At 49.1% G+C, this 3,275-nt stretch carries 1 tRNA gene and 1 rRNA gene; both read right to left on the bottom strand.

What is annotated here, in order from left to right:
- Positions 1-42 precede the first annotated feature (42 nt).
- A 23S ribosomal RNA gene (locus BLQ19_RS20695) occupies positions 43-2,877 on the bottom strand.
- 235 nt (positions 2,878-3,112) lie between these two features.
- A tRNA-Ala gene (locus BLQ19_RS20690) sits at positions 3,113-3,186 on the bottom strand.
- Positions 3,187-3,275 lie beyond the last annotated feature (89 nt).

The raw sequence follows: 3,275 nt of genomic DNA, 5'->3' as shown, positions 1-3,275 counted from the left end.
CTTTAAAAAAAGGAAGTCCGCCCCCTAATTAAAGGGGGCAAGTTGTGCAAGCCTATGGGCTATTAGTATCACTTGGCTACAGACATTACTGCCCTTCTACCTATGACCTATCAACGTAGTCATCTCCTACGGCCCTTTAAAGAAATCTCATCTTGTGGCTGGTTTCGCGCTTATATGCTTTCAGCGCTTATCCAATCCCGACATAGCTACCCAGCAATGCTCCTGGCGGAACAACTGGTGCACCAGAGGTCAGTCCAACTCGGTCCTCTCGTACTAGAGTCAGATCCACGCAAATTTCTAACGCCCGCAGTAGATAGAGACCGAACTGTCTCACGACGTTCTGAACCCAGCTCGCGTGCCACTTTAATGGGCGAACAGCCCAACCCTTGGGACCTTCTCCAGCCCCAGGATGTGACGAGCCGACATCGAGGTGCCAAACCCCCCCGTCGATATGAGCTCTTGGGGGAGATCAGCCTGTTATCCCCGGCGTACCTTTTATCCTTTGAGCGATGGCCCTTCCATACGGAACCACCGGATCACTATGCTCTTGTTTCCAACCTGTTCGGCCTGTATGCCTCTCAGTCAAGCACCCTTGTGCCATTGCACTCTACGTACGATTACCAACCGTACTGAGGGTACCTTTAGAAGCCTCCGTTACTCTTTTGGAGGCGACCACCCCAGTCAAACTACCCACCACGCACTGTTCCCTAGTGTTAGGGTTAGGCCCTAGATAAGCAAAGGCTGGTATTTCAACAATGACTCCACAACGCCTGGCGACGCCGCTTCAAAGTCTCCCAGCTATCCTACACATTACTTACCCAGAACCAATACGAAGCTATAGTAAAGGTGCACGGGGTCTTTTCGTCCCACTGCGGGTAACCGGCATCTTCACCGATACTACAATTTCACCGAGCTCATGGCCGAGACAGTGTCCAGATCGTTGCACCATTCGTGCAGGTCGGAACTTACCCGACAAGGAATTTCGCTACCTTAGGACCGTTATAGTTACGGCCGCCGTTTACTGGGGCTTCAATTCAATGCTTCGCCGAAACTAACATCTCCTCTTAACCTTCCAGCACCGGGCAGGTGTCAGGCCCTATACTTCATCTTTCGATTTTGCAGAGCCCTGTGTTTTTGATAAACAGTCGCCTGGACCTCTTCACTGCGGCCCTCCTAAAAGGAGGGCGACCCTTCTCCCGAAGTTACGGGTCTATTTTGCCTAGTTCCTTAGCCATGAATCTCTCGAGCGCCTTAGAATACTCATCCCAACCACCTGTGTCGGTTTACGGTACGGGCTGCTTCACTTGTTTTTCTCGGAGGATGTTACGCTGGATTATCAACTTGGCCGAAGCCTCATCGTACTATCGGGGTGTTACCACTCCCTTCAACGTGCTATTCCGTCAGCACGCACCAACACCACATCCCCGTCACTTTTAACGTGAGCAGGTAGCAGAATATTAACTGCTTGTCCATCCACTACCCCTTTCGGGTTCGCGTTAGGTCCCGACTGACCCCCAGCTGATTAGCATAGCTGGGGAAACCTTGGTCTTTCGGCGTGCGGGTTTCTCGCCCGCATTATCGTTACTTATGCCTACATTTTCGTTTCTATGCGTTCCAGCAACCCTTACAGATCACCTTCAACACACATAGAATGCTCCCCTACCCCTCTGTACCGAGTACAGAAGCCATAGCTTCGGTGGTATACTTATGCCCGATTATTATCCATGCGGAATCGCTCGACCAGTGAGCTGTTACGCACTCTTTAAATGAATGGCTGCTTCCAAGCCAACATCCTGGCTGTCAATGCAATTCCACCGCGTTATATCAACTTAGTATACACTTGGGGACCTTAGCTGATGGTCCGGGTTCTTTCCCTCTCGGACATGGACCTTAGCACCCATGCCCTCACTGCTGCAAAACATTTTATAGCATTCGGAGTTTGTCAGGAATTGGTAGGCGGTGAAGCCCCCGCATCCAATCAGTAGCTCTACCTCTATAAAACTATTGCAACGCTGCACCTAAATGCATTTCGGGGAGTACGAGCTATTTCCGAGTTTGATTGGCCTTTCACCCCTACCCACAGGTCATCCCAAGACTTTTCAACGTCAACGGGTTCGGTCCTCCACTTTGGGTTAACAAAGCTTCAACCTGCCCATGGGTAGATCACACGGTTTCGCGTCTACTACTACTAACTATGGCGCCCTATTCAGACTCGCTTTCGCTACGGCTCCGATTCTTAAAATCTTAACCTTGCTAGTAAAAGTAACTCGTAGGCTCATTATGCAAAAGGCACGCCGTCACCCCAAAGGGCTCCGACCGCTTGTAAGCGTATGGTTTCAGGATCTTTTTCACTCCGTTATTCACGGTTCTTTTCACCTTTCCCTCACGGTACTGGTTCACTATCGGTCTCTCAGGAGTATTTAGCCTTACCGGATGGTCCCGGCAAATTCATACAAGGTTTCACGTGCCCCGCACTACTCAGGATACCACTATCAATAACGTCCTTTACTTATACCGGGCTATCACCGTCTTCGGCCTATCTTTCCAAATAGTTCTAATTCATCGCGCATCAAATAGCGTGGTCCTACAACCCCAGCATTGCCGAAACAATACTGGTTTGGGCTAATCCGCGTTCGCTCGCCACTACTAACGGAATCACTTTTGTTTTCTCCTCCTCCGGCTACTTAGATGTTTCAGTTCACCGGGTTTGCTTGATCTTACGATCACGACTGGCCTTCAACCAGACAGGTTGCCCCATTCGGATATCCGCGGATCACAAGTTGTGTGCACCTCCCCGCAGCTTTTCGCAGCTTATCACGTCCTTCATCGCCTCTGAGAGCCTAGGCATCCCCCATACGCCCTTTTCTAGCTTGTCACTAGTCCTTTTTATTCTATTATATATAATTACTACTGTATAAATACAGCAGTACCTCTATCGTACTTTACTCTATTTTTAAATTTGTGTTTACTGTGATTACAATATCCCTGAAGATAATTGTAATTCACTTTGTCCCAATATGTCAATGAACTTTTTCCCCCTCCTACTCCCCCAAAGGGGGAGAGCACTTACTCGTGCTTATTCCTTCCCTTAGGGAAGGCTAGGATGGGATAGTGGAGAATATCGGAGTCGAACCGATGACCTCCTGCGTGCAAGGCAGGCGCTCTAGCCAGCTGAGCTAATCCCCCGTCTTTTAGTGATCAGTTAACAGTTATTAGTTAACAGTACTTATAACGGCTATACTCAACCTCTAAAATTTCCTTTCAAGTGATACTAA

Source organism: Cellulophaga baltica, from assembly GCF_900102165.1.
Classification (GTDB): Bacteria; Bacteroidota; Bacteroidia; order Flavobacteriales; family Flavobacteriaceae; genus Cellulophaga; species Cellulophaga baltica.
The sequence above is the reverse complement of the archived record's forward strand: the minus strand, read 5'-3'. Positions and strand labels throughout refer to the sequence as shown.